Source organism: Microbacterium sp. HSID17254 (genome assembly GCF_003989315.1).
Lineage (GTDB): Bacteria > Actinomycetota > Actinomycetes > Actinomycetales > Microbacteriaceae > Microbacterium.
In genome coordinates this window covers 39366-63863 of the sequence record NZ_RBLT01000012.1, presented here as the reverse complement: position 1 = coordinate 63863, position 24498 = coordinate 39366, and the positions used below count along the sequence as shown (strand labels likewise).

The 24498-nt window shown below is 68.9% G+C and carries 29 protein-coding genes and 1 tRNA gene; 11 read left to right on the top strand and 19 right to left on the bottom strand.

Annotated elements, in window-relative coordinates; genetic code table 11:
- Positions 1-7: 7 nt before the first annotated feature.
- From D8M34_RS09475 to D8M34_RS18885, 4 genes are all read right to left on the bottom strand, one after another.
- A tRNA-Cys gene (locus D8M34_RS09475) sits at positions 8-78 on the bottom strand.
- A 14-nt stretch (positions 79-92) separates the two neighbouring features.
- Entirely contained in the window at positions 93-1340 is a 1248-nt protein-coding gene (locus D8M34_RS09470; protein ID WP_126893861.1) for an aminotransferase class I/II-fold pyridoxal phosphate-dependent enzyme, read from the bottom strand.
- Positions 1337-2692, bottom strand: a complete 1356-nt coding sequence (locus D8M34_RS09465; RefSeq protein ID WP_126893860.1) for an aminotransferase class I/II-fold pyridoxal phosphate-dependent enzyme — start codon at positions 2690-2692, stop codon at positions 1337-1339. Before D8M34_RS09465 ends, D8M34_RS09470 begins: the two co-directional genes overlap by 4 nt.
- Positions 2693-2742: 50 nt before the next feature.
- Entirely contained in the window at positions 2743-2892 is a 150-nt protein-coding gene (locus D8M34_RS18885) for a hypothetical protein (RefSeq protein ID WP_153245002.1), read from the bottom strand.
- A gap of 195 nt (positions 2893-3087) precedes the next feature.
- Between D8M34_RS18885 and D8M34_RS09460 the strand changes: the two genes are divergently transcribed.
- From D8M34_RS09460 to D8M34_RS09450, 3 genes are all read left to right on the top strand, one after another.
- Positions 3088-3777, top strand: coding sequence for a DedA family protein (locus D8M34_RS09460; protein WP_025102530.1), 690 nt, complete (start codon positions 3088-3090; stop codon positions 3775-3777).
- Between the two features lie 639 nt (positions 3778-4416).
- Positions 4417-4662 (top strand): hypothetical protein, encoded by a 246-nt coding sequence (locus D8M34_RS09455; protein WP_126893858.1) that lies wholly within the window; start codon positions 4417-4419, stop codon positions 4660-4662.
- A gap of 146 nt (positions 4663-4808) precedes the next feature.
- On the top strand, positions 4809-5120 hold the full coding sequence (locus D8M34_RS09450) for a hypothetical protein (protein ID WP_126893857.1): 312 nt from the start codon (positions 4809-4811) through the stop codon (positions 5118-5120).
- Between the two features lie 455 nt (positions 5121-5575).
- Here D8M34_RS09450 and D8M34_RS09445 read toward each other — a convergent pair whose 3' ends face one another.
- From D8M34_RS09445 to D8M34_RS18880, 4 genes are all read right to left on the bottom strand, one after another.
- On the bottom strand, positions 5576-6142 hold the full coding sequence (locus D8M34_RS09445) for a hypothetical protein (protein WP_126893855.1): 567 nt from the start codon (positions 6140-6142) through the stop codon (positions 5576-5578).
- A complete protein-coding gene (locus D8M34_RS09440) occupies positions 6139-8334 on the bottom strand; it encodes a BbrUII/HgiDII family restriction enzyme (protein ID WP_126893854.1) in 2196 nt (731 codons plus the stop codon). Before D8M34_RS09440 ends, D8M34_RS09445 begins: the two co-directional genes overlap by 4 nt.
- A gap of 38 nt (positions 8335-8372) precedes the next feature.
- Complete coding sequence (locus D8M34_RS09435) at positions 8373-9434, bottom strand: DNA cytosine methyltransferase (protein ID WP_126893852.1); 1062 nt, start codon at positions 9432-9434, stop codon at positions 8373-8375.
- Positions 9435-9817: 383 nt separating this feature from the next.
- A complete protein-coding gene (locus tag D8M34_RS18880; protein WP_153245001.1) occupies positions 9818-9976 on the bottom strand; it encodes a hypothetical protein in 159 nt (52 codons plus the stop codon).
- Positions 9977-10054: 78 nt separating this feature from the next.
- On the opposite strand from D8M34_RS18880, the gene D8M34_RS09430 reads away from it, so the two are divergent.
- Positions 10055-10840 carry a DNA/RNA non-specific endonuclease gene (locus tag D8M34_RS09430; RefSeq protein WP_126893851.1) on the top strand — a complete coding sequence of 262 codons (786 nt, stop codon included), beginning with the start codon at positions 10055-10057 and terminating at the stop codon, positions 10838-10840.
- Positions 10841-10856: 16 nt separating this feature from the next.
- Here the strand turns inward: D8M34_RS09430 and D8M34_RS09425 are convergent, their stop codons facing one another.
- The 4 genes from D8M34_RS09425 to D8M34_RS09410 all read right to left on the bottom strand — a co-directional run bounded on the left by D8M34_RS09425 (position 10857) and on the right by D8M34_RS09410 (position 14712).
- Positions 10857-11945, bottom strand: coding sequence for an alkene reductase (locus D8M34_RS09425; RefSeq protein WP_126893849.1), 1089 nt, complete (start codon positions 11943-11945; stop codon positions 10857-10859).
- Positions 11946-12007: 62 nt separating this feature from the next.
- Entirely contained in the window at positions 12008-12475 is a 468-nt protein-coding gene (locus D8M34_RS09420) for a MarR family winged helix-turn-helix transcriptional regulator (protein ID WP_025102533.1), read from the bottom strand.
- 52 nt (positions 12476-12527) lie between these two features.
- Positions 12528-12983, bottom strand: coding sequence for a MarR family winged helix-turn-helix transcriptional regulator (locus D8M34_RS09415; RefSeq protein WP_025102534.1), 456 nt, complete (start codon positions 12981-12983; stop codon positions 12528-12530).
- A gap of 1 nt (position 12984) precedes the next feature.
- Complete coding sequence (locus D8M34_RS09410; protein ID WP_060922712.1) at positions 12985-14712, bottom strand: MDR family MFS transporter; 1728 nt, start codon at positions 14710-14712, stop codon at positions 12985-12987.
- A gap of 50 nt (positions 14713-14762) precedes the next feature.
- Between D8M34_RS09410 and D8M34_RS19865 the strand changes: the two genes are divergently transcribed.
- Complete coding sequence (locus D8M34_RS19865; RefSeq protein WP_446723730.1) at positions 14763-15011, top strand: DUF2243 domain-containing protein; 249 nt, start codon at positions 14763-14765, stop codon at positions 15009-15011.
- Positions 14936-15694 carry a cytochrome c oxidase assembly protein gene (locus tag D8M34_RS09400; RefSeq protein ID WP_174235382.1) on the top strand — a complete coding sequence of 253 codons (759 nt, stop codon included), beginning with the start codon at positions 14936-14938 and terminating at the stop codon, positions 15692-15694. Before D8M34_RS19865 ends, D8M34_RS09400 begins: the two co-directional genes overlap by 76 nt.
- Here the strand turns inward: D8M34_RS09400 and D8M34_RS09395 are convergent.
- The 4 genes from D8M34_RS09395 to D8M34_RS09385 form a co-directional block, all read right to left on the bottom strand.
- Positions 15628-15996: a hypothetical protein gene (locus D8M34_RS09395; RefSeq protein ID WP_025102538.1), complete on the bottom strand. Its 369-nt coding sequence runs from the start codon at positions 15994-15996 to the stop codon at positions 15628-15630. The genes D8M34_RS09400 and D8M34_RS09395 overlap by 67 nt on opposite strands.
- Before the next feature lie 56 nt (positions 15997-16052).
- Positions 16053-16217 (bottom strand): hypothetical protein, encoded by a 165-nt coding sequence (locus tag D8M34_RS19265; RefSeq protein ID WP_164498166.1) that lies wholly within the window; start codon positions 16215-16217, stop codon positions 16053-16055.
- A 107-nt stretch (positions 16218-16324) separates the two neighbouring features.
- Positions 16325-17650 carry a flavin monoamine oxidase family protein gene (locus D8M34_RS09390; RefSeq protein WP_126893848.1) on the bottom strand — a complete coding sequence of 442 codons (1326 nt, stop codon included), beginning with the start codon at positions 17648-17650 and terminating at the stop codon, positions 16325-16327.
- Positions 17651-17758: 108 nt separating this feature from the next.
- Positions 17759-18010, bottom strand: a complete 252-nt coding sequence (locus tag D8M34_RS09385) for a VOC family protein (RefSeq protein WP_085605767.1) — start codon at positions 18008-18010, stop codon at positions 17759-17761.
- Positions 18011-18106: 96 nt separating this feature from the next.
- Here D8M34_RS09385 and D8M34_RS09380 point away from each other — a divergent pair, with 96 nt between their 5' ends.
- The 3 genes from D8M34_RS09380 (at position 18107) to D8M34_RS09370 (ending at position 19288) form a co-directional block, all read left to right on the top strand.
- A complete protein-coding gene (locus tag D8M34_RS09380; RefSeq protein ID WP_025102541.1) occupies positions 18107-18313 on the top strand; it encodes a hypothetical protein in 207 nt (68 codons plus the stop codon).
- Between the two features lie 50 nt (positions 18314-18363).
- Positions 18364-18798: a redox-sensitive transcriptional activator SoxR gene (gene soxR, locus D8M34_RS09375; RefSeq protein ID WP_025102542.1), complete on the top strand. Its 435-nt coding sequence runs from the start codon at positions 18364-18366 to the stop codon at positions 18796-18798.
- 151 nt (positions 18799-18949) lie between these two features.
- Positions 18950-19288: a DUF7882 family protein gene (locus tag D8M34_RS09370; protein WP_025102543.1), complete on the top strand. Its 339-nt coding sequence runs from the start codon at positions 18950-18952 to the stop codon at positions 19286-19288.
- 39 nt (positions 19289-19327) lie between these two features.
- Here the strand turns inward: D8M34_RS09370 and D8M34_RS09365 are convergent, their stop codons facing one another.
- A complete protein-coding gene (locus D8M34_RS09365) occupies positions 19328-20755 on the bottom strand; it encodes a serine/threonine-protein kinase (protein ID WP_085605763.1) in 1428 nt (475 codons plus the stop codon).
- Positions 20756-20890: 135 nt separating this feature from the next.
- Between D8M34_RS09365 and D8M34_RS09360 the strand changes: the two genes are divergently transcribed.
- Positions 20891-22291: a threonine/serine ThrE exporter family protein gene (locus D8M34_RS09360; protein ID WP_126893846.1), complete on the top strand. Its 1401-nt coding sequence runs from the start codon at positions 20891-20893 to the stop codon at positions 22289-22291.
- Positions 22292-22301: 10 nt separating this feature from the next.
- On the opposite strand, the gene D8M34_RS09355 is transcribed toward D8M34_RS09360, so the two are convergent.
- Together D8M34_RS09355 and D8M34_RS09350 are read right to left on the bottom strand one after the other, a co-directional pair.
- Positions 22302-22817 carry a GNAT family N-acetyltransferase gene (locus D8M34_RS09355; protein ID WP_126893845.1) on the bottom strand — a complete coding sequence of 172 codons (516 nt, stop codon included), beginning with the start codon at positions 22815-22817 and terminating at the stop codon, positions 22302-22304.
- 86 nt (positions 22818-22903) lie between these two features.
- Complete coding sequence (locus tag D8M34_RS09350) at positions 22904-23395, bottom strand: DUF1269 domain-containing protein (protein ID WP_025102547.1); 492 nt, start codon at positions 23393-23395, stop codon at positions 22904-22906.
- Positions 23396-23563: 168 nt separating this feature from the next.
- Between D8M34_RS09350 and D8M34_RS09345 the strand changes: the two genes are divergently transcribed.
- Entirely contained in the window at positions 23564-24394 is an 831-nt protein-coding gene (locus D8M34_RS09345) for a zinc-ribbon domain-containing protein (RefSeq protein WP_126893844.1), read from the top strand.
- Positions 24395-24498 lie beyond the last annotated feature (104 nt).

Genomic DNA, 24498 nt, shown 5'->3' with positions numbered 1-24498 from the left:
CGCTCAGAGGTGGAGGCAGGAATCGAACCTGCGTACACGGTCTTGCGGACCGCGACCTGGCCACTCGGTCACTCCACCGGGTTCGGGCGTCGTCAGTTCCGGGGCGGCGAGTACCCCTGCAGGAACCTGCCGAAGCGCTGCACGGCGTCGACGAGGACCTCCGTCTCGGGCAGGAAGGCGACGCGCACGTGGTCGGAGTCCGCGCCGTTGAAGGCCCGCCCGTGCACCAGGAGGATGCGCTCCGCATCGAGGAGATCGAGCACCAGGCGCTCGTCGTCCTGGATGCCGTAGACCTCCGGGTCGAGCCGCGGGAAGAGGTAGAGCCCACCACCGGCCTCCTGCACCTCGACACCGGGGATCTCCCGCAGCGCCGCCGTCGCCGCGTCGCGCTGCACCGTCAGACGCCCCTCCTCCGCGACGAGGGCGTCGAGCGACGTGTCGTGCTCCAGCGCCGCCGTGATCGCATGCTGCGCCGGTACGGACGCGCACATCCGCATCGAGGCGAGCAGCCGCACTCCCGAGAGGAAGGCGTCGTCTGCGGCGAACCCTGTCGTCAGCGCCCATGCCGCCCGATATCCGGCGACGCGGTGCGTCTTCGACAGTCCAGCGAAGGTCACACACGGCACGTCGGGCGCGACCTGCGCCGTGGAGAGGTGCGTGAAGCCCGGGTACACGACGCGGTCGTAGATCTCGTCCGAGAGCAGGAGGAGTCCGTGACGACGGGCGAGGTCGGCGATGCCCTCCAGCGTCGCGCGGTCGTACACCGCCCCGGTCGGGTTGTTCGGGTTGATGATGACGATGGCCACCGTGCGCGGTCCGATCGCCGCAGCCATGGCCTCGAGGTCGGGACGCCAGCCGGCTTCCTCGACGCAGGGGTAGTGGACCGGCTCTCCTCCGGCGAGGACGGTCGAAGCCGTCCACAGCGGATAGTCGGGGCTCGGGACGAGCACCTCGTCCCCCGGTTCCAGGAGCGCCTGCAGGGTGAGGCCCACGAGCTCGGACACCCCGTTGCCGACGGTCACCGCATCGATCCCCAGGGCCGGGAATCCGGGTCGGCGCGCATAGTGCGCGCGAATCGCCTCGCGCGTCTCCGGCAGACCAGGGGACTCGGAGTAGCCGTGGGCACGGGGAAGCGCCGCTCGCAGCGCCTCCACGATGACCGGCGGCGCCTCGAAGCCGAACGGGGCGGGATTGCCGATGTTCAGGCGGAGGATCTGCTCGCCACGGGCCTCCAGCTCTGCGGCCCGCTCCGCCACCGGACCGCGCAGGTCGTAGAGCACGCCGTCCAGTCGCGACGACCGCCCGACCCGGAAGACAGCCGCCGTCTCGCCCTGCGTCACGCGCCCTCCTCGGTCGAGGCCGGTCCGGCGGCTGCGGCGACATCGTCGGCGAGGCGGCGCAGCTCCGCGTCGTCGAGATCGTGCACGGTCACCCGCACGTGGCGCCCCCCGGCGGAATCGTCCTCCAGGGTGAACTCGGAACCCGGACGGACGAGCCAGCCACGGCGCGCCAGCCGATCCGCGACCACGCCGGCGTCGTCGCGGACGTCGACCCACACGTTCAGGCCGCTCTCCCCGGAGGCTTCCACTCCGCGGGCGGCGAGGAGCGCCACGAAGGACCGGTTGCGGGCCACGTAGCGGGCGCCTGCCGTCGCGATGAGCCGATGGACCTCCTCGTCACGGAGCATGGCCGCGGCGAGCTGCTGCATGACATGGCTCACCCACATCGTCCCGGGGCTGAGCCGGAGGGCGAGCCGCTCCGCCGTGACCGGGTCCGAGGCCGTCACCGCCAGGCGCATGTCCGGCCCGAGGAACTTCGACACCGACCGCACGAGGGCCCAGCGTTCGTGCGCCGGGCCGATGATGCTCGCGTAGGGCGTGGGGGCGAGCAGGGAGAAGTGGTCGTCCTCGATCACGAGGACATGCGGATGGGGCGCGAGCACCTCCTGCAGTTCCGCAGCGCGGGCGGCGCTGGTGCTGACCCCGGTGGGGTTGTGCGCACGGGGCGTACAGACGATCGCGCGCACGCCGGCCTCCAGGGCCTCGCGCACTCCCTCCACGGTCAGCCCCTCCTCGTCGACCGGGATGGCGACGGGCGTGTACCCGGCCAGCCGCGCGGTCTGGATGCTGGAGAGGAAGCAGGGGTCCTCGAGGCCCACCCGGTCGCCGTGCACGAGCGTCTGGGCGAGCAGCCGCTCCACGGCGTCGACGGCGCCCGCGGTGACCGAGAGCCGGAAGGGACGCGGCTGGTCCTCTGCGATCCAGCGCGTCGCCCACTCGGCGAGTTCGGCGTCGATCACCGACTCGCCGTAGAGGACGGACCGGGGATGCACCGTCGCGAGGGCCGCGGCGAGATCGGGCAGCAGGGCCGCCTGGGGGTTCCCGCTGGCGATGTCACGCAGGGCCGTTCCGGGCGTGAAGCCCTCATCCGGCGTGGCAGCCGGTCCGAGCACCGTCGTGCCGGTGCGCCCGCCGGTGGTCGCGATGCGCGCCGTCACGAGGGAGCGATAGGCCGCGAGCACGGTGTTGCGGTTGACGCCGAGGCGCTGTGCGAGGGTGCGGACAGGAGGGAGGCGGTCGCCGGCGACGAGGGTTCCCCGTTCGACGAGGTCGCGCACGCTCTCGGAGATCTCGGCGGCGGTGACACCGCTGATCGCATCGGTCTCGCCGTCTCTGCTCTCCGCCGTGCCCATGACTCGACGGTAGGGGAGATTTTGACCTATGTCAAAACCTCCCCCACCGATCAGGGACGGTCGTCGACCTCCACGCCGTCCTCGATCTCCTCCGGCTCCAGATCGGTCACGTCGACCTCCGGGGCGTCGCCTTCTCCGTTGTTGGCGGTCGGGGGCTCCCCCTGGAACCCGGTCGTCTCGTCCTGGCGCGGATCGGTCATGCTGCCTCCTCGGTCGATGGGGTTCCATGATCTCCGTACCGTCGGACGGCGGCGAGCGCCTTGACAACGCCGGCTCCTCCCGCTCCCTGCGCACGCAGGCGGGGTCCAGGGAAGGGCGATACCGTGCAGAGGCGATGTCCGCTCCGACGGACCCGCTCTCCGCACGATCACCGCGATCCCCCGACAGAGGACACGATGACCCCCGGCACTCTGCCCCTCGCCGCTTCCGCCCCCGGCTACGACGGATTCATCGGCTGGGTGCTCAGCCTGATAGAGACCCTCGGCGAGGTCGGCGTCGGCCTCGCGGTACTCATCGAGACATTCGTCCCCCCGATCCCATCCGAGGCGATCCTGCCCGCGGCAGGCTTCCTCGCCTACGACGGCCGGATGAACGCCTGGGGCGCCTGGGCCGCGGCCACCCTCGGAGGGCTCGTCGGCGCGTGGATCTGGTACGGACTCGGCGCGGCGGTCGGCCGGGACCGCACCCGACGCATCGTCGGACGCATCCCCCTCCTCGACCACGACGACTTCGACAAGGCGGAGGCGTTCTTCGCCCGCTGGGGCGGCGGCGCGGTGCTGTTCGGCCGCTGCGTGCCTCTCGTGCGCTCCTTCATCTCGATCCCCGCCGGCATCGAGCGCATGGCGCTGTGGAAGTTCACGCTGTACACCCTGGTCGGGTCGGCCGTCTGGAACGGCATCTGGATCGGCCTCGGGTTCGCCTTCGGCCCCGCCATCCGGCCGATCCTCGAGCAGTGGAGCGGCGTGATCTCCGACGTGGTCGTCGGCCTGCTCATCCTGCTGCTCCTGGTGTTCATCGCGCTGCGCATCCGCCGCCGTATGCGGGAGGCCGCGGCACGGCGCGCGGAGGACAACGGGTCCGCCTGAGATACGGCTCCGCGCCGTGCTGCACGCGGACGCAGCACCTGCTCGAAAGCGCCGACGCGCCGAAGGAACCATTCGTCGTCCCACCAGCCGGTCGCGCGCGCAGGTCCAGCTCGCGGTGAGTCGGTCACGCCCCCCGGTGGACTCGTCCTCCTCGCGGGGGCACTTCGCGCTCGCCGCGAACCGGGGTGCTCACCTCTGGGGAGCGTGCCCTGTCCCCCAAATGGCCGACTTGTTGCCAACCGGCGGCTCTGGGAGGCTCAGCTACGCATCGAAGGTTCGGAGCTTCCGGTCCTGGGGGCGGCCTTCGCTGACGATCGGAGAGAAGTGAAGAACAAGACAAAGGGCACCTACGCTGCTGCCCTCGCTCTGGTGGCCGTACTGGCGGGTGGGGTCATCCCTGCAGCCGCCACTGAGGCGCCCCCGCCCAGCGCGGTAGCGACCAACACGGATGTGAGCCCTAAGTGCGTCTCGGGCTGGCGATACCAAGCCCTCCAGCGCACCAGTAGCTCTCTAGTGAAGATCGGGCCCACGCATTCGAGTCGCAACGGGACCGGTTCCTCCGCGAGCATGACCCTGACTTCGACAGTATCGGGAACAGTGGGAGCTGCATGGACCGGCTCGACCAACGTATCGGGCAGCGTGAAGCTCGCTTCGATCTCTGGCACCTTCGGCATCAACGCGCAGGCGAGCGTGACCGCAACCGTCGGCAACTCGATCACGATCACCGTGCCGGCGGGCAAGACGGGGAACGGTGATTACGGAATTTGGAAGACGTACGTCACGGGCAAAGAGGTGTACTACCTCAACAACTGCACGTCCGGAGCGAGTTCCGCGACGAACGTGTGGGCGCCGTACCGCGTGGGCTGGAACACGTGGATCAGTTGAGAAGGAACGTACTTACGGTCAGCGGGGCCGCCATTTTGGTGGCGGCCCTCGCCGGCTGCACAGGAGGCACTGAGGAGGCGCAGCCGACCAGCCCGCCGGCCCCCTCAGCCTCGTCTGCGCCTACGGCGTCGCCCTCCCCATCCGCCTTGCTCGCAACCTACGCTGACGACGAGGAGGCATACGGGAAGCTCAACTCCGTTCGAGGACTTGCGGAGCTCGGCCCCTTCGACAGGGACAGCGAAGGCATCGCCGTGTACGTACGTTGCTTCGGTGAAGGAGCCGTCAGTATCGAGATCGAGGGCGTTGCACAGTTCAAGCAACAGTGCCTCACTGACGCCAACGACCCGGGAACACGCAACACCTTCGACGCCCGGTACGTGGACCGCATTACCGTTCGAGGACAAGCAGACAACAACCAGCTCTGGTCCCTAGCCGTTACAGCACTCCCGGCCAGTTGACAGGCCGAGCCCATCGCTGCGGGATCAGCGCTTGCCCGGTGCTCCCACCCCTCAGTTGATCCCATACCTTTGATCCGCATGAACACGGTTGAGGATCTCGTGGGCGAGCTGCGGCGGCGCGGTTTCGCCCAGCGCAGGGTGGGCACCGAAGCCGATCCGGTCGAGTGACGAGACCGGGCGTGGGAAGCCGCCCATCGTCTCTATCGTCCCGTGCAGACGATGCAGGGAGGTTTGGGCGTCGTCTCCGTTTGAAGGACTGGCCAGCGAACGAGCTTGAACTCGTAGCTCACCGAGCTGCGGGTCAGCAAGGCGATCAAGCGGATGCGCATCGCACTACCGGCTGACGCACCCGGAGCTTCCCAGTGAACGACGAAAGCCCCGCCGGATCGGCAGGGCTTCGGTCATAGTTCAGGTGCAACCACAGCTAAACACAGCGCTTGGAAGTCGCGGAAGGACTATCCCGTAAGGGATCGCGCCGTCGCGGCGGTGGCGATGGTCTCTAGTCGGCTCGCGCTCGCGACGAACGTGTCCTTGAACTCGTACCAGTGACGCAGCCTCCCGACCTTGTCACCGGCGCCGAGCATGACATCATTCCTCGGCTCGTCAACGGCTGTCTGCGCCCAGTGGTTCGCGAGCACGAGGAGGGCCTGCAGTTCATCACGTACACCCTTGTCCGAGATCAGGAGCTTCGCGTGCGTGGCCGCGCGGTCGAGGGCTTCACGGTTCTCCATCATCGGCTTCATGTCGGTCGGGTTCGCCCACTGCTGTGTGATGTAGACGTCAATATCTTCGACCGTCTGCCGTGATGCGATCAGCATCGCCGGGCTATCCGCGCTCTCGATCCATCGCCGAGCACTTACCAGCACCTCGAGGATCGCGAGCCTAGCGGCGTCCTCGAGGTCGTACTTCCGCGTGGCGGCCCGTTGCCGTTCGTTGGCCTTATTGGCGAGGTGCGTCGCGCCAAGGCCACCCACGAGCGTGCCCGCGACGCCGATTAAAGCGAGCCACATCGCCTCGCTCACGTCGCGATACCGGACGCCGACGGCTCAGAAGCAGCCTCAGGGTCGGCCCCGCCGTCACTCACAGTGTCAGTCTTCTCCTCCTCTTCGGCGACAGCGTCCGGGGAAAGCGTGCTGAGCAAGTCATCGAGTTTGCGAGCCTGGCTACTCGCTTCCAGATATTCCTGATACTGCGTCTGAGCGCTCTGAATCACTGCGTCGTAGAGGCGATAGCTACCGTTGAACGACTCGAATTGGCTGTGGAAGTACTCATCCTCAGTGCTCTTGATCCCTTGCACCCAGCCGCTCGAGCCTGGGCGCTGGCCGAGCACGAAGACGACCTCAATGAAAGGAATCTCGTGGTCTCGCTGCTGCTGGCTGAGCAGGCTGGCCAGGGCGGCGGCGTATTTCGCTCCCTGCTCTGCGAGCTTTCGCGCATCTACCTTGACACCGTAGCGCTTCAGCTCAACGATGACATGGCGTCCACCGACCGTCTTATAGCGAATATCGATGCGACCGGTGATCTCTTTATCCAGTTTGTCCTTGGCGAACAACCCCGGGGCGATCTTGCGGAGGTTCTCCTCAATCTGCTCGCTACCGGTTGCTCGCTCCCAGGAAGGATCGAGCAACCAGAGGTGGTCGAAAAGATGCTCTTGCAGCACCTTCTCTTTCTCGTTGGCGTCTGTCAGGTCTTGCAGCTTCTCGATGGCTTCGACCCGCGACCTCAGGATGTCCACCCAAAGCCCCGCCTCGTACGCGTCCTGTTGCCCGAGCAACGGCAAGAGGTCGGCCGCCGTCACATTGCTCAGGAGCTCCAGGTCCTGAGCCGACTGACGCAACCCGACACGGGCGAACGCCAGGACGCCAGACCGAAACAGCGCAGACCGATCCTCAGCCGCGGTTTTCCCTTCAAACTCCAGTCCGGCGATCGTCCCGACCATCGTCCGAGCACTCTCCTGCTGCCACTGCGGAAGCTCGTCTACCCAGCCCTGCAACTTGGGGTACCGAGCGAGGGCATCTTTCGCTTCACGCTTCGGCCGTGCGTTACTCCACTGCTCAGCTGCCGACACGAATGCCTGTCTCAGGAACTTCTGCAGAGCGATGACTCTTTCGTCGTCCTCGATTAGGCGCTGCCGGTCGCTTGTCGCGATGTCGTCGTAACCCTCCTCATCGAGATCGAGGAAGTCCGCTTCAATCTGTCCGGTCACATAGTTCCCGAAGAGTCTGCTGAAGTCGAGCTTCTCAATGATCCCCTCCTGGATCGGACGCTTGCGCGCCAGCACGATGATGTTCTTGAGACTGCCAGCGTCGGGGTCGTCCGTGAGATCTGTCGGCGTCTTGGTGGTGCCGAACCATCCTTTGACCGTCCAACCCTTTTCTGCGCTGACGATCCCGGAAGAAATCTCGAAACGCTCGATGCCCTTGGGAAGTGCGGCGGCTGGGATCTTGTCGCCCGGGAACTCCCAGATGAACTCGAGCTTCTTGAGTTCCTGCCTGTCGGCGTAAGTGACCCGCTTGCCGTTGACCAAGATATGAAAGCCGCCCTCATCGATGGGCGTCATGTCTAGGACGTCGAATCTTCGCGCGAGTCGCTTACGGAGGGCGGCGGCGGTCAAGCCCGCGCGCTTGCTCTTCAGGCTTGAAAGGACGAGCGTGGTCCCCTTCTTCTTGTACTCATCGGGCACTTCGATCGGTTGGGGGTGGTAGGGAAGCTCGTTCTTGATGCACTCCTCGAGCTCTTCAACCTTGATCACGAAGCCGTTGGCGTCTCCGCCATCCGTCTGGCTGTATACCTCCACAACTTCCGCAAGGGAGAAGACCGAGAGCTTACCGATACCCTTGCGTCCCATGTAAGGGCGCTCCCAGATGGGCGACGTCGTCCCCTCGTTCCCACTTGCTCGCTTCTTGTAGCCAGCCTTGAGGAAGCGAGCGTTTAGCTCCTTGACGCTCATACCAGAACCGTCGTCAGTCACCACAACCTCGAGCAGCTTTTCTGCGCCGTCCCCATCGGTGTCTGCCCTAGGCTGCCACGTGATGCTGACCGTCCCAGCATCCGCGTCATAGGCGTTCGCGACGAGTTCTGAGAGGACCGCGGCGGCGTTGCTGTAGAGATTGATGCCGAGAGACTCGAGCACAGACAACTCGACCGTCATCTTGAACGTCGTATCGATCTCCGGCTCTGTGTCCCCGGCATCCTCGATGACAGTCGTTGACATAGTTCCCCCTCAGGTCTCGCGTCCGATCGTTGACGCGCTCACTCGACGCGATCGAATGCAGCGACGTGCGCCACAGCGGCTCTGCCTACCTCCGCGGCGATGGGCGGTGGCACAGCGTTACCGATCAATCTAGCGACTTGAGTCTGATTCACGCGCGTATCTCTTCTGACCAGCTTGTATCCGGGAGGGAATCCTTGGAGGAGAGCGGCCTCGCGCAGCGTGATCGACCGGTCTTGCTCAGGATGCCCAAATCGACCGGCCCCGAAGTTACCGGACAGGGTGGTGATAGTCGGAGATGGCTTGTCCCACTCCATGCGCGCATAGACGTTCTTGAAGGACGAACCCGAACTCTTCCGATGGCATGGGGAAAGAAGTTCCTCGGGCCAGTCCTGCCATGTGCCGCCTGGTAGTGAAGCAGCGATGCGCCTGAGGTTGAGGGGCGACAGGTTACGTGCGACGTGCAGTGGATCGACCGGATCCGTTTCACCCGAAGCGAGCTTTGGGAGGGATCCGATGACGTCTCGAACCGTGCGGTAACTCGATTCGTCAAGCGCACCGTCCGGTACCTCGACCGGCCCGAGGCGCGATGCGAGAAGCACGAGACGGCGCCGGTGCTGCGGGAGGCCGAAGCGCGGTCCGTAGCAGCTCTTCCAGTCAACGAAGTATCCGAGCTCTTCCAGATCACGAACGAACTCGAGGAACACAGCGGAGGTGCCAATGCGCGGCACGTTCTCCATCGTGACGAGCTCGGGATTGATGTCCCGGACCAGTCGGGCAAACTCCCGCAGGAGAGGCCACTGCTCTTCGCCGGAGGTGTCCACCCCTCGTCGATACGGGGAGAACGGTTGACACGGTGCACAGCCAGCGAGCATCCGAATGCTGCCGGGGATCCAGAGTGGCTCGAGATGCTCGGCAGTCAGTTCACGCACATCGCGCTCGATGAACGGAGCATCGATGTTCGACTCGAACGCATAGGCGCACGAGGCCTCGATGTCCACGCCACCAACGACAGAGATTCCGGCATCCTGAAGCCCCTGCGACAATCCGCCAGCTCCGCAAAACAGGTCGACGGCGCTGATACTGGCTGGAGCGGGCTGCATCTGCCCAGAATAGATGAAGATTGCCCCCGCGTCGACGGCTGGAGCCGAGCGGCGCGACGACCTGCTCTCGTCCTCTCAGAGTGGCTCGGAAGACGGGGCAGGTTCACGACAACGGCTGCAATTGAGCGCGATCATCACTGAGTTCAGCGCTTCCGCGTGAGTGCCACACGCAGTGACTTTCACCCAGTAATTGTCGGCCACTCGCAGCGTGCGCGGTTCGCTAACCGCTGGCCGACCGCGCGTGTTTCTCATGGTCCGCTCGGCCACGAGAACGTCACTAGGATTCAGCACGGGTGCTCGGAGGACGCCATCTCGTATCCAGTTTCGGATGGTCCCTCGGATCTGTGCGCCACACACGCGGCCTCCGTCGGTGTCGCCGACTTTCAGCGCTTCTTCCCCGTCATCGGCTCGACGTGCACCCGGATCGCGGCGCGCTCGAAGAAGTCGTGCGGCAGTTCAATCTCGAGCGGCATGACGACGTCGCCGTCACGCGTCACCGCATTTCGTGTCTTCGCGAGCTTCACGACCGAGAAGCCCCCCATACCTGATCCTCGGAGGTAGTCGGCGCGCGGCAGTCGGGAAAGCGCCGCAGTGTCGTAGGGCCGGGGCACGATGGAGGCATGACGGACGGCTACGACCCCGGGTTCCTCGGCATCCCGCTCCCGCTCCCTGTGCCCCCGATGGCGGTGCGCACCCTGCCGGCGCCGCGGTTCACGGTGCTGCTGGACCCGGAGCGGCGGCTCGCCGCGGTGACGGCCGTCACCATCGACGGCGCCCGCCTGCGGGATCTCCCCCGGACGGGTGAGTGGCGTCTTGACCCGCGAGTGCCCGCAGAGGAGCAGGCGGGTCCAGCGGTCTATGCGGGGAACGACCTCGACCGCGGGCATCTCGTGCGCCGCCGCGATCCGGGCTGGGGCGAGCGCGCCGACGCCCGCGCGGCCATGGAAGCCACCTTCACCTACCCCAACGCGGCGCCGCAGGCGGCCGTCTTCAACCAGTCGAAAGACCTCTGGCTCGGGCTGGAGGACCACGTGCTCGCGTATGCCGAGACGACCGCACGGCGCCTGTCCGTCTTCACCGCCCCGGTGCTCGCCGACACCGACCCGCCGTACCGCGGCATCCGCATCCCCCTCCGGTTCTGGAAGATCGCGGCCTGGAGCTCCGAGGGCCGACTCGCCGCCGCCGCGTTCCTCCTCGACCAGACAGAGCTCGTCGACAACAGGGAGGGTGTCCTCGCCGTCGCGTCGCTCGGAGCCTTCCGCACCTTCCAGGTGCCCGTCGCCGAGGTCACCACCCTCACCGGAGTCGACCTCGGCCCGCTGCCCGACGCCGACGTCCTCCCCCGACGCGGGATCCGCGAGACCGGATGGCGCCCGCTGCACACGGCCGACGACATCGTCGTGTGACAGCGGGCGCTCCGCATCACTCGCCGGCGCGCGCGACCTCCAGGGACGGGTAGTCGATGTACCCCTCGGCGGTCGAACCGTAGAACAGCTCGGGGCGCGGTTCGTTCAGCTCGGCCCCGGTCCGCCAGCGCTCCACGAGGTCGGGGTTGGCGATGACGGGACGCCCGGCCGCGACCGCGTCCGCCCAGTCCTCGGCCACCAGCTCCTCTGCCGCGGCACGGGTGGTCTCGACGCCGAACCCGGTGTTGACGATCAGCGGCGCGCCCGCCGCCCGGCGGATGGCCTGGACGAGCTCTCCCGCGGGCTCGGGGTGCAGCACATCGACGAAGGCCAGCCGCAGAGGCGCGAGCCCTTCGGCGAGCGCGGTGTAGGTCGCGAGGACGTCGGCCGCGTCGTCCTCGATGACGCCCTGGATGCCGTGGGCCGGAGAGAGCCGGATGCCGGTCCGGTCGGCACCCACGGCGGCGGCGACCGCCGTGGTCACCTCGATCGCGAAGCGCGCGCGGTTCTCCGGCGCGCCGCCGTACCGGTCGTCGCGGACGTTGGACACGGGAGACAGGAACTCGTGGACGAGGTAGCCGTTGGCGCCGTGCACCTCGACGCCGTCGAAGCCGGCCACGATCGCGTTCCGCGCGGCCTGGACGAACTGCTCGACGACCACCGGGATCTCGTCGAGGGTGAGGGCGTGCGCGACCGGCAGGTCGGCCTTGCCCTGGGGCGTCCGCGTCTGGCCGGGGGCGGCCAGGGCGCTCGGGGCGACGATGCGGGGCTCACCGGAGATCTCCGGGTGGCCCACCCGGCCGCCGTGCATGAGCTGCATGACGATGGTGCCGCCCTCGGCGTGCACGGCGTCGGTCACGCGTCGCCATCCGTCGATCTGGGCGGGGGTCACGATCCCCGGCTGCCCGGGGTACGACTTGCCCTCGAGGACGGGCCAGACGCCCTCGGAGATGATCAGCCCCTGCCCCGCGCGCTGACGGTAATACTCCTCGATGATCGCGGTCGGCACGCCGTCGGCGTCCGCACGCGTGCGGGTGAGCGGCGCCATGACGACGCGGTTGGACAGGTGCAGCGAGCCGAAGTCGGCGGAGTCGTAGAGAGTCACAGAGGGACCAAGGACACGGCCGGCCGCTGTATTCCCGTGAATCGACCAGGTGTTCCGGTGTATCAACCGCCCAGATCGGCGACGAGGTTCGCGAAGTGGTCGAGGTCGGCGGCCGTCCAGCCGCGCAGTCGCTCGCCGATGCGCCCCTCATACCGGGAGCGGGCGAGAGCGACGCGCTCTTCGGCCAGCGGGGTCGCCACCAGCACCCGGGCGCGGCGGTCCTCGGGATCGGGGATGCTCTCGACGAGCCCGAGCTGCTCGAGCTGACGCACCTGCCGGCTCACGGCGGATTTGTCCGTCTGCAGGCGCTCGATGAGAGCCCCCGCCGAGGTCGCCCGTCCGGCGAGGATCGAGGTCAGCACCTGGTACCCGAGCGGCTGGAGGTCCGGATGCACGGTGGCGGCAGCCTCGCGCCACCCGACGCGGATGCGGGCGAACAGACGGCCGAGCTCGTGCTCGACGCGGGCGACCGCCTGGTCGAGATCGTCGAGGGGAGCGTCGTCGGCGGGATCGTCGGACGAGGCGCGCATATCGCCAGTGTACGGCGAAGCCCCGCGACCGCAGGCGGTCGCGGGGCCCGGTTCAGACCTCGGCGAGGAGCCGGAACACCTTGGACGCGGCGTCGATCTCGGCGGGCGTGAGCTCGTCGATCACGGCGCGGAGCCGGGTGCCGTACTCTCGCCGGACCTCGGTGAGAGCGGTGCACGCGGCGGGCGTCGCGGTGAGCACCCGGAGCCGGCCGTCACGCTCGTCCGGCACGGAGGCGATCAGCCCGAGGTCCTCCAGCATCCGCACCTGGCGACTGACGACGGACTTGTCCATCTCGAAGCGCTCGGCGAGCTCGTGCGCGCTGGCCGAGCCCGCCCGGTCGATGAACGTGAGCAGCTTGTACCCCGCCACCTGCAGCTCCGGGTGGACCCGGGACGCCGATTCCTTCCACAGCGACCGGGTCCGCGCGAAGATGAGGTTGAGATGCGCCTGGAGGTCGCTGAGGGCGGTGTCGACGTCGGGGGTGCCGACCGCCTCGGACGCGATCATGTCAGCGCTCCTGCTTCCGATCGTCGCGCTCGAGCACGCTCACCGACCCCGTGGTGGTCGCCGGTCCGGCCTGCCCGGTGCGGATCGTCCCCGTCGAGAGGTTGGCGCCGACCTCGGCCTCGGAGACCTCGATGACGGACTCCTCGGCCTGCTCGCGCAGCTGCTCCGCGGCGTTCTTGGTGGACAACGGCTTGTTCTTGATGAACGCGATCGCGATGATCGCGATCACGGCCAGCGGGATGGCGAGGATGAACGCGTCCGCGATGCCGTGCCCGTAGGCGCTCTCGACGATCGTGCGGATCGTGTCGGGCAGCTCGCCCACCTTCGGCACGTCTCCGGAGCCCAGGCGCTCCAGGGCGCTGATCTCGTCGGGCGTGGTCGGGACGAAGCCCTTCAGGCCGTCCTTCATGAAGTCGGCCACGCTGGTCGACAGCAGCGATCCCATGACGGTCACGCCGATGGTGCCGGCGATCGTGCGGAAGAAGTTGACGTTCGACGAGGCGGCACCCAGCTGCTGCGGCGCGGTGTCGTTCTGCACGATCAGGGTGAGGTTCTGCATGACCATGCCGAGGCCGGCGCCGAGGACGAACATGTACACGGCCACCAGGGTGAACGGGGTGTCGTAGCGCAGGGTGGCCATCAGGCTCACACCGATGGTGGCGAGGATGGAGCCGGTAACCATCCAGCCCTTCCACTTGCCGAAGCGGCTGACGAGCTGTCCGATGATGATCGACGCGCCCATCTGACCGATGATCATGGGGATGGTCATCAGGCCCGACTCGGTCGGCGTGGCGCCACGGGCCAGCTGGAAGTACTGCGCGAGGAAGACCGAGGTCGCGAACATCGAGACGCCGATCGCGATCGAGGCGATGACCGACAGCGTGAAGGTGCGGTTGCGGAACAGCGACATCGGGACGATGGGTTCCTTGACGAAGAACTCCACGGCGACGAAGGCGGCGATGGCGACGCCCGCGGTGACGGCGAGGGCGATGCTGGTCCCGGAGTCCCAGTCGAACTGGTTGCCGCCCATGGAGACCCAGATCAGCAGGGTCGAGACGCCCACGGCGAGCAGGACGATGCCGAAGTAGTCGATGGACACCTTGGTGCCGCGCTGCGGCTTGGGCAGGTGCAGGGTGAACTGCAGCAGGACGAGCGCGACGATCGCGAACGGGACGCCGACGAAGAAGTTGGCGCGCCAGCCCCAGGCGTCGGTGATGACGCCGCCGAGCAGCGGGCCGCCGATCGTGCCGAGGGCCATGATGCCGCCGACGACGCCCATGTACTTGCCGCGCTCGCGCGGGGAGATGATGAGGGCCACGGCGATCATGACGAGCGACATGAGGCCGCCGACGCCGATGCCCTGCACGACGCGGACCGCGATGAGCATGTTCGTGTCGGTCGAGAAGCCGGCGATGACCGTGCCGACCGTGAAGAGGATGAGCGAGATCTGGATGAGGACCTTGCGGTCGACGAGGTCGGCGAGCTTGCCCCAGATCGGCGTCGAGACGGCGGTGGCGAGAAGGCTCGCGGTGATGACCCAGGTGTACTGCGACTGGGTGCCGCCGAGGTCGGCGATGATGACGGGCATCGAGGTCGAGACGACCGTGCCGGAGAGCACGGCGACGAACATGCCGACGATGAGGCCGGAGATCGCGGTGAAGACCTCGCGGGCCGAGCGCGCGGTCTCGGAAGAGGATGAGGTGTGTGTCACGGGGGAATGCTCCTGCATAGAAAGTTGATCGAGATCAACCATACGCCGATAGTTGCGGTTTCGCAACTATCGGGGTTGGGTTCTTCCAGCTCTTCGACGGCGTCGTCGACCACAAGCTCCTCGGCATCCACACGACGGGCACGACGACCCGCCTCGGCTTCCGGGCCTCGATGCGGATGCGACGGGCGGGGGCATCGACGTCCTCCCCTTCCTCGCCCTCGTCCTCCTCCTCGGCGCCGCCGTGCTGTATCTCGTCGCGCTGCGGCGGACCCGCGACCGCAGTCCCTGGCCGCGGCCACGGACGGCCGCCTGGATGAGCGGTCTGCTGTGCACCGCGTTCGGCACCGTCGGACCGTTCGCCGCCCTGGCCCACAGCAGCTTCCCGGTGCATATGGCCGACCATGTCCTCGTGGGCATGCTGGCCCCGCTCCTCCTGGTGCTCGGGCGTCCGGTCTCCCTGGCCCTCCGCGCCCTTCCCGTCACCGAGGCCCGTGCGCTCTCCCGGGTGCTGCGCAGCGCCCCGATCCGGGTGCTCACGCATCCCGTGGTCGCAGGCACCCTCAACATCGGCGGGTTGTGGCTCCTCTACGCCACGCCGCTGTTCCCCCTCATGCACGCCTCACCGTGGCTGCATGCTGCCGTGCACCTGCACGTCCTGCTGACGGGGTATCTGTTCACCGCGAGCATCCTCGGCCTCGATCCCGATCCGCATCGAGCCTCCGTCACCGTACGGGCGTCCGTCCTCATCGTCTTCATCGCCGCGCACTCGATCCTCGCCAAGTGGCTGTGGGCACACCCTCCGGTGGGTGTCGACCCCGGGGACGCGCGGATCGGAGCGGAGCTGATGTTCTACGCGGGTGACGCCGTCGACGCACTGCTCATCGTGCTGCTGCTCCGGCAGTGGTACGTCGCGACACGACCGCGCGAGCCGGCTCAGCCGCAGAAGGAGGAGAGTCCGTCGTGGAGGCGCTCGATCGCCTCGACCGTCTCCGGGGCCTGAAGGTCGGTCATGCCGCCGAGCTGATCGGCGCCGGAGCGGATGAGGTCGCCGAGCTGCCCGTCCATTCCGTCCGCGACGCCGTCGAGGGTGGCGACGAGGTCGTCGCGCGCGGCATCGAGCTGCTCCGCGGACGCGTCGCCCTGGCTCAGCAGCTCCTGATACTGCGCGTACGCGTCGTCGATGGTCGCGCACGTCTCCGCGACCGGAACTCCGAACGCGTCTCCCGCGGCCTGGGTGACCTGCGCACACCCGGCGAGGAGACCGACGGCGAGCAGCAGAGGGACGAGAGCGATGCGGCGCATGACCCGAGAGTAGCCGCGCCACCTGGGGCGCGGCTGACCCTCGGGCGGTGCGGCGGTCAGCCGCCGGACGGGTTCTCGAGGGGCTTGCCCTCGTCGTCCGTCGTCTCGCGCTCGAGCACGTCGTCGGTGCTCTCACCGCTGTCGTCGGGAGCGCCGCCGGAGGCCGTGTCGGCTTCCTCGTCGGCGCCGGGGGTGCCCTGCGTGTTCTGGGGGTCGCTCATGCTCTCCTCCTCTGTTCGGTCCGACGACCATATGCGCGGCGGCGAGGAATGACGCAGGGGGTTGACCGCACGTATGGCGACGGCCACACTGCCCGCGCCGGGGCGTGTCACTCCGGTGTCCACAGTCGTTCGATCGGGACCGCCCGCCCGAGGATGCGCTCCGCCGCACGATGCCCGGAGAACAGGGCCGCCGGCACCGTGGCCGGATCGTCGGTCCACGTGGCCTCGCCCGCGAGGTGCAGCACGCCGCCGACCGGGGTGGCGAGGTCGTCGTGATCCGCGGTGGTCGACCCGACCGTCATGTACGCGTACGACCCGTGCGCGAACGGATCGTCCTGCCAGGCCGTGCGGCGCATCCCGATCGGATCGGGGATTCCGTCGCCGTAGAGCCGGCGGAGCTGCGCCATGATCGAGGCCTGCACCTCCGCATCGCTCCAGTCCCGCGTGGCTGCCGCGGCGGGCCCGGCGGCGAAGGTGAGCAGGAGCGGCTCGTCGTGCAGCGCGGTGAGGTCGTACCAGGAGTGCCACCATCGCGCCTCGGGGCCCTGCTGCCGGAGGGCGTACACCCCGTCCTCCCAGAACCGCGTCGGGAACCGCAGGAAGACCTTCTCGAAGGCGTTCATGCGCAGCCGCCCCAGCGCCTCGGCGTTCACCGGCGGCAGCGGAGGGACGATCTCCATGGTTCCGGCCTGCAGCACGCCGACGGGAACCGTGATGACGGTCGTGTCCCCGGAGAAGTCGCCATGCGAGGTCCGCACCCAGACGCCGTCGTCGCTCCAGTCGACACGGGTGACGAGGTGCTCCAGCCGGATGTCGAGGCCTTCGGCCAGGCGCTCCGGGAGCACGCCGTACCCGTCGGGGAACACGACCTCGTCGCCCTCGATCGCGTCGTCGTCGAGGCCGTGCGCGGCGAGGTCCTCGATCCACGCCCCGTACTGCTCCTCGGCGCGATGCTCCAGGTACTCCCGCACCCGCTGCGTACGCTCGGCGCTCCATCCCTGGCGCGAGAGGGCCTCGTCCGTGACGTCGCGGTAGGAGGCCGTGGGGCGGGAGGCGGCGATGATGTCCGGGAGCACGGCGTCCACCGCGTGGACATCGGCGGCGAAGCCGCGCGTCTCCTCGGCGGAGAGCGGGCGCCCGTCGGGGCCGTGATAGGCGATCGGCCGGCTGTCCACCTGGAAACCGCCGACGGTGAACTCCACGGTCCGCATGCCGAAGGCCTCGGCAGCCGCCGCTACCGGGCTGCCGTCGACACCGTGGATCCACGAGGCGCCGAGATCGACGATGCCGTCGGTCCGATCCGTGTGCACCCGGCCGCCGATCCGGTCGCGCGCTTCGAGCACCACGACCGTCCGCCCGGCATCCTGCAGCAGCCGCGCCGCCGTCAATCCCGCCACGCCCGCGCCCACGATCACCGTGTCGACCTGCTCCATGCGCCCCTCCTCGCAGCCCCTCCGCGCGGAGCCGTGCCCCGACGATAGCCCAGCCCGGCACCCACCGACAGGGCCGCGGAGCCCGACGACCCGCTCGCGACGCCGGGCTCAGGCGGCGTGCTGGATGAGTCCGAGCAGGGTGCCGTCCGGGTCGAAGAACTTCAGGAAGAGGGCGAAGCCGCCGTCGTCGAAGCTCACCACCTCGACGCCCTCTGCCGCGAACCGCTCGGCGAGCGCGTGGATCTCGGTCGTGCGCAGGAAGAAGAGCGGCCGCTCCTCCCCCGACACCGTGAGCTTCATCGGCGCGTGCCCCGGCGCCTCCCAGAGCATGAGATCCGGACCGCCTTCGGCGCGGAGCATGGCGCTCGACCCGTAGTAGCGCCACCCACCGACCACACGGCGGGCCGGATGACAACCCCCTTGGGTGCCGCACGCGGCACAGCGCACCCTGGGGCCATGAGCCACCACCCCGATGACATCAAGCAGCCCTTGGACCACCTGCCCCCGGCGGACGAGAGGGACAAGGCCGTCGAGATCGACGAGCCGCACTATCCGACGTCGGGCGCGCCGGCGGACAGCCCGGACGTGACGCCGGAGACCGCGGCCGAGCCGGACAAGCCGAACCGCCACGGCGTCGACAAGCTTCCGCCGACCTCGCGCTGACCGTTCCGCCCGTTCCTCAACTATTGTTGAGGTCTACGGAAGGGCGGCGGATGGAACCGGACGATCTCCTCCCGATCGGGGAGGTCACCCGACGCACGGGCGTCGCGCCCTCCGCGCTGCACTTCTACGAGCAGCTCGGCCTCATCGCGTCGACGCGCACGCCGGGTAATCAGCGACGCTATCGCCGCCACATGCTGCGACGGATCTCGATCATCGTGGTGGCCAAGCGCATCGGCATCCCGCTCAGCGAGGTCCAAGAGCTCTTCCAGACCCTGCCCGTCGACGCCCCGCCCTCGCACGGCGATTGGCGCCGCGTGGCCAAGCGCTGGCGCGCCGAGCTCGAGGAGCGGCGGACCCAGCTCGAGCATCTGCAGCGCGAGCTCGCGGGCTGCATCGGCTGCGGCTGCCTGTCCCTCAAGGCCTGCCGCCTGCTCAATCCGGAGGACGCCCTCGGCGAGAGCGGCCCCGGCCCCCGCCGCATCTGAGAACCGGGACGTCCGCCGCGACCGGATGGACGAAGGAGGGGTGGTACAAAGCCCGGATCGGTGAGAGCGTGGAGACATCCCCACCAGCGATCGGCATGGTTGCGCCTCTTGGCAACGGGTTCCTGTGGAGATGGAACGAAGGATCCATCGAATGGGCAAGTTCATCTATGAGGGCGGTCCGAAGATCGAGATCGAGGACCGCGCTCTCACACATATCCAGCTCGTCATGACGACGAAGCTCCGGCGCGGCGAACCGATGCCGTTCTCGTGGAAGGAAGACGCCTCCGTCGGGGGCGGCCGGACGACGGTCTGGGTGCATGCGCACTCGAACATCGTGTTCAAGTTCTTCGGCAGCAGGCCTCCGGCCATCAACCGGCGGTGGGTGGACGCGCTGGCGTTCACCGCGAACACGCCGAACGGCCTGTATCTGGTGCCGGAGCCGACGGAGACGAGCACCGCCTCCCGGCAGCTCGCGGATCTCGCCGTCTGACACCGGCTCCGCCGTAGAGGAACGCACAGGCCCGAGGACTCAGTCCTCGAGGTCGGTGTCCTCCCCCTTCGCCTTCTCGGCCTTCTCCTGGGCCTTCTCCGCTTCCTTCTCGGCGCGCTCCTGAGCCTTCTCGGCCTTCTTCTGCGCGTCCTCCTCGGCCTTCCGCTGCTCGTCGGCGGCCTTCTGAGCTGCCTCCTGAGCCTTCTCCGCCTTCTTGTCGTCCGGCACGTCGGGCGCCGGTTCCGGAGCCGGGGCCTCGACCGGGGTCGCCGGCGTGTCCGCCTCTTCCGGCACGGTGACGGGCACGACGACCGCCGGCGTGGGCGACGAGCGCGGCGTCGGTTCGGTGTCGACAGGGGTCACCACAGGGTTCGGGTTGAGCGCTCCGGCCGCCCAGAGCGTTCCGGCGACGGTGAGGGCGACCGCGACCGCCACGGCTCCGGTCAGGAGTCCGCGGCGTCGCCGAGCCCGCTGCAGGCGAGGAGTCCGGGAGCGGAGCATCCCGACCTCGGGAGACGGAGGAGCGGGCAGCACGAGGGTTCGTGTCGGAGCAGACGGACCGGCCGGCTCCCGTTCCGCGAGCGCTGCGGCGGCGATCGGAGCCGGAACCGGGGGCCGCGGCGGAATCGAGGGGTCGTGCGCGAGGGCGGACACCGCTGCGAAGACGCCGGCGGCGCTCGGCCGGTCCTCCGGATCCGTCGCGGTCATCCGCTGCAGCAGCGCGGACCATGCCGGACCCACGGATTCCGGAATCGCGGGGGGATCGATCAAGCGGGCAAGGGTGGCACCGATCCCCTCGGCCTCCGCGAAAGCGCGCTCTCCCGTGAGCGCTTCGCGCAGGACCAGGCCCAGCGCATAGATGTCGGCGGCAGGCGCCGGCGCCGCGCCGTTCAACTGCTCCGGCGCCAGGTATGCCGCGGTACCGATCACGGTTCCGGGAGACGTCAGCCGGGCCGCGTCCACGAGCACCGAGATCCCGAAGTCGGCGAGCTTGGCGCCCGACCGGCTCCCGGCGAGGGAGCGCCCGGTGAGCAGGACATTGGAGGGCTTGATGTCGCGGTGGACGATCCCCGCGCCGTGCACGACATGGAGGGCCTCCGCCAGATCAGCCGCGAGCGCCGCCACCTCGTCCGAGGGCAGCGGCCCCTGGGCGATCCGCTCGGCGAGGGTCGGGCCGTCGACGAACTCCATCACCAGGTATTCCGCCCGTCCCGGATGCAGTTGCGCGTCATACAGCGTGACCAGCGCGGGGTGGTTGAGCGAGGCGAGCACGGTCATCTCGCCGCGGGCGCGCTCGGAGGCGGCACCCTGTTCGGTCTCCGCGCGGAGCATCTTGATGGCGACCGTGCGCCCGAGCAGCGAATCCTCCGCGCGGTACACGCGGGCCATCCCGCCCTGCCCGACGCACTCCCGGAGATGGTAGCGCCCATCGAGCAGCGCCTCCGTGGGAAGCGAGTCATCCGTCATCGTCGAATCCTCCTGCCACGGCGTCGGGAGCGGCGCGGCGAGACCCCACTGTAGAAGCAGGGCCGGGGGGCCGTCTCGGGCCTTGACAGACGGGCCGTCGATCGGGTGGCCCTCGTCCGCGGGAGAATGGGAGATATGCCCGCGCGTTCCCCCCAGCGACTGCTCCTGTCCGTCCGCCGGCTGCTGCACACGGATCCGTCCTCCGTCGCCCACACCGAGGCGATGCCCGTGATCGACGAGCACACGGTGCCGCGGGTCCTCGATCTGGCGACGCGCATCGGGGAGTCGATGTTCGCGGTCGGCGCCTCCGCTCACGAGGTCACGCTCGCCATCACGCGCGTCTGCGAGGCGTACGGCCTCAAGGGCGTCCAGGTCGATGTGACCTACAACTCGATCACGGTGTCCTTCCACCTCAGCGGGGAGGTGTGGCCCGAGACGCTCGTCCGCGTGGTCCGCGTGGCCGCCCCCGACCACGCCAAGCTGCAGCGCGTGCAGGCGCTCGTGGCCGACATCGACGGCGGCCTGGATCTGGAATCCGCACGCACCGCGTTCCGGGTCATCCGTCGCGTGCCCTTCCGCTACCAGCAGTCCGTGGTGATCGTCGCACGGGCGCTCCTCGCGGTCGGCGTGAGCATCATGCTCGGCGCCTCCCCGCTCATCGTGGGCCTCACCTTCGTCGCCGCGCTGGGGGCGGCGCTCACCCAGGCGGGCCTGGCCCGGCTGCGAGTGCCGCTGTTCTTCAGCCAGATCGCGGGAGGCCTCGTCACCACGGTCGTCGCGGTCGCCGTCTCGGCGCTCGGCAGCGCGGGGATCGAACCGTTCGTCGGCATCCGCCCGTCGATCATCGTCGCCTCGGGCATCGTGCTCATGCTCGCCGGGCTCACGGTGGTGGGCGCCGCGCAGGATGCCATCGACGGCTTCGCCCTCACCGCCGGTGGCCGCATCCTCGACCTGACGATGCAGACGCTCGGGGTGGTGATCGGCATCCTCGTCGGGCTGGAGCTCGGCGGCGTGCTGGGCTTCACGATGGAGCTGCCGGACGACCCCGCGCCCTTCGGGCCCCTGCTCAACCAATTCGCGGGGGCCATCATCATCGCGGTCGCCGTGGCCGTGTTCAACGGCGCCGGCATCCGCATCATCCTCGTCAGCGCGTTGCTCAGCGCCGTCACCCTCGCCGGGTACGCCGGCACCATCGCCCTCCAGCTCCACCCGGCCGCGGCGAGCGCGGTGGGAGCGCTGCTGGCGAGCTTCGTCGGCATGCTCATCGCGCACAGTCTGCACGTGCCCTCGGTCGCGGTGACGACCGCCGCGATCGTCCCGCTCGTGCCCGGTGTCGCGGTGTTCCAGGGCCTCCTCGAAGTCGTGCACGCAGCGGGCACCTCCTCCGGGATGCTCACCGTCGGCGGATCGCTGATCGACGCCGCCGTGATCGGCATCGCGCTCGCCTCCGGCGCCTCCCTCGGCCTCTACCTCGGAACGCCGGTGCGAGCGACCCTCGCCGGCGTCGCGAAGACCAGGGCGCGCGTGCGCCGCTGACCCGACGAGGTCATCCCGCCGAGGAGTCGGCGGCGAGGTCGAGCACCCACGCGTTGACCGTGAGCTCGGCCCCGCGGAACTGCTCCGTGAGGGTTCCCTGACGGGTGAATCCGCCCCGCTGACACACCGCGTTCGACGCCGGGTTGTCGACCGCGGGGAACGCGAGCAGCGAACGCCCCTCCCCTGCGCGATCGCGGAGGACATCGACGAGCAGAGCCAGAGCCCGGGCGGCCACTCGCCGGCCCTGTGCAGCAGGCAGCACGAACCAGCCGGTCTCCCACGCCGGCTCGTCGTGCCACGTGATCCGCCACGCGCCGATCGAGCCGAGAGGCTGCCCCTCGTCGTCGACGATCGCGAACATCAGGGCCTCGTCCCCCGCGACGAGACGCAGGTACCGCTCGTGACGCGCCTGCACCTCCGCCGCACTCTCCGGCCCGTTGAGGTGCACCGTCATCTCCGGGGCGTTCGCCGCGTGCAGGAGAGGGAGATCGTCGGCCGACCAGGGCCGAAGGCTCAGCGTGTCCACGTTCGCAGCCTGTCACCTACCTCCGACACCGGACACGACGATGCGCCCGCCGCGGACGGATCCACGACGGGCGCATCGGTCGGCGGTCAGTGGCCGCCGAGGTCCTTGACCAGCTCGGCCTCGTCCTCCTTCGACAGCGAGGTCTGCACGACGGTGCCGTTGTACGGGGCCAGCGCCTCGGCGAACTTGTCCTCCGTGAGCTTGAGCGCGTAGATGACGACGGCGGACTTGCCGGCCGTCACGGTGGCCTTCACGCGGTCGCGGAACTCGGCGTCGATTCCCGTCTTGTCGAGACCGGAGAACAGGGCCCCGAGGAGGCCGCCGAACACCAGGCCGGCGACCGGGATGAAGAACAGGATGCCGATCAGCGCACCGAACAGAGCACCGGAGGCGACGCCGAGACCGATCCGGCTCCCGGCGCCCGGGTACTCCACCTTCGTCTTGCCCTCGCCGTCGACCTTCACGAGCGCGAGACCGGCGAGCTCGACGACGAGGTCGTCCTGCAGTGCCTGGACGCGGTTGTAGGCGCCTTCCGCGTCGCTCTCGGTGTCATAGGAGATGACGATCAGTTCAGCCATGGTTTCCTGCTTTCGGTTGCGATCGGAGATGCTCTCCACGCGCGCAGAGGCACCGGTCTTCGCCACCGACCCTAGGCGCGCCCCCGCACACAGGACAGAGCCGCCGTCGATGTTCACCCTGGTGACTCCGCAGCGGCGATGTCCGTGGCCTCGCCTACCGTCGCTGTCGTGCCCGAGTCCGTGCAGCAGTGGTGGGCGAGACGCCAGTTCTCGCGCGGACTCGACGTGCCCTACGCGGTCGGCACCTACCGGGCGGCGTGGGCGGCCTACCCCGAGCTCATCCGGCAGTACCACCCGGAGCTCAACCACGGCATCACGCTCTCGCAGATCCCGTTGGCGGCCGATGTGCTGCTCTGCTGGGAATGCGCCGTCGGCCATCTGTTCGCGGCGACGCCGACCGAGCAGCGCGAACGCCCGGGGCGGGTGCGACGGCGCTCGTCCTGGTGCCCCGAATGCGCGGCGCTGGCGCGTCCGCAGCCCGTGATCCTCGGAGAGGCACGGGCACTCCCCGCTCGCCCGAAGAAGCCCGCGCCGGCGCTGTGCTCGAAGACTCCCGCGCTGCCGACGGGCACGGCGTTCCTGAGCGCGTGCGCTCCGAAGCCGGCCTCGGCGGCGGAGGGGAAGCTGCGGCAGGCACTGGCGGCGCGACTGGTGTTCCCCGACGACGTCAACGCGATCAAGGTCGCGCGGCCGTTCTTCCGGCATACGGAGGTGTGGCCCGACATCCTGCTCCCGGAACTGCGGATCGCGATCGAGTACGACACGGTCGGCCGACACGGGCTGGAGCACGTCGGGAAGAGGGAGGAGACCGATCGCCGGAAGGATCGCGCGGTGCGCGGCGCCGGCTGGGAGGTCGTGCGGGTGCGGATGGGGAAGCTCGAGCCCCTCGGGCCCTTCGACCTCCCGCTCACCTCCCTCGGTGCGAGCGGCATCACCCGGCTGGTCGACCGGCTCCGCGACATCCGTGGCGCTCTCCTCGTCGATGCCTACCTGCGCTGACGTGCGGTACCTCACCCAGTTAGATACTCGAAGGCGGAGCGATCTAACCGTTCTCGCCGGTGAGCGCAACCCCCGTGCGCGACGGCGGCGGGCAGGCGATGATG